The sequence below is a fragment of the Psychrobacter sp. DAB_AL32B genome, from assembly GCF_002224105.1.
Classification (GTDB): Bacteria; Pseudomonadota; Gammaproteobacteria; order Pseudomonadales; family Moraxellaceae; genus Psychrobacter.
The window spans coordinates 1-692 of the sequence record NZ_NEXU01000002.1; the positions used below are offsets into that span (position 1 = coordinate 1).

1 protein-coding gene is annotated in these 692 nt (G+C 33.5%); it reads left to right on the forward strand.

From position 1 onward, the window contains the following. Positions 1-439: 439 nt before the first annotated feature. Positions 440-692, forward strand: a 253-nt coding sequence (locus tag CAN34_RS00080) for a hypothetical protein (RefSeq protein WP_217320598.1), incomplete at its 3' end; no start/stop codon positions are given.

Here is a 692-nt window from a genome sequence, read left to right on the forward strand (position 1 = left end):
TGTCGCTATTTTCTTACAAGGCGAAACCCCACCAGAAGGGCTGTTTTTAGGTGCTTCATTGATAGCGCTCGGTGTGATATTGGTCACCTATGGTGGAGTGAAAATGACGGAATCACCGACAGAGGAAATATAAGATAATGATAGAGACGCTTAATAATAATCTACTCGGCAAAATATGGACGATGTCATATATTGTTGAATATTTGGTAATTAAATATCGTTAATCTTTTTAATGGGATCTGGTTGAAAAAACTACTTTGAAATAGGCTGTTTAATAGCAGTCGATTGACCATAAGTCTATTTGTTAGATAAAAAATCACGTTAATAGAGTAGCGCTTTAAGATGTATATTTGTATCGATACATTGACTAGATAAGAGCACTGACATAGTATCGAGTATCAAGATATTCTACATAGTGTTATAAATAAGGGTGAAAATTATGTCAAATAATTCTTTAAATAACAAAGATATGGATAGTGATCTATTAGAATCTTCTAAGAAAAATACTCTAGATTCTGACAAGAAGGACAAGTCTGACAAGAAGGACAAGTCTGACAAGAAGGATAAGTCTGACAAGAAGGATAAGTCTGACAAGAAGGATAAGTCTGATAAGAAGGATAAGTCTGATAAGAAGGATAAGTCTGATAAGAAAGATAAGACTGATACGAAGGATAAGTCTGAAAAGAAAGATA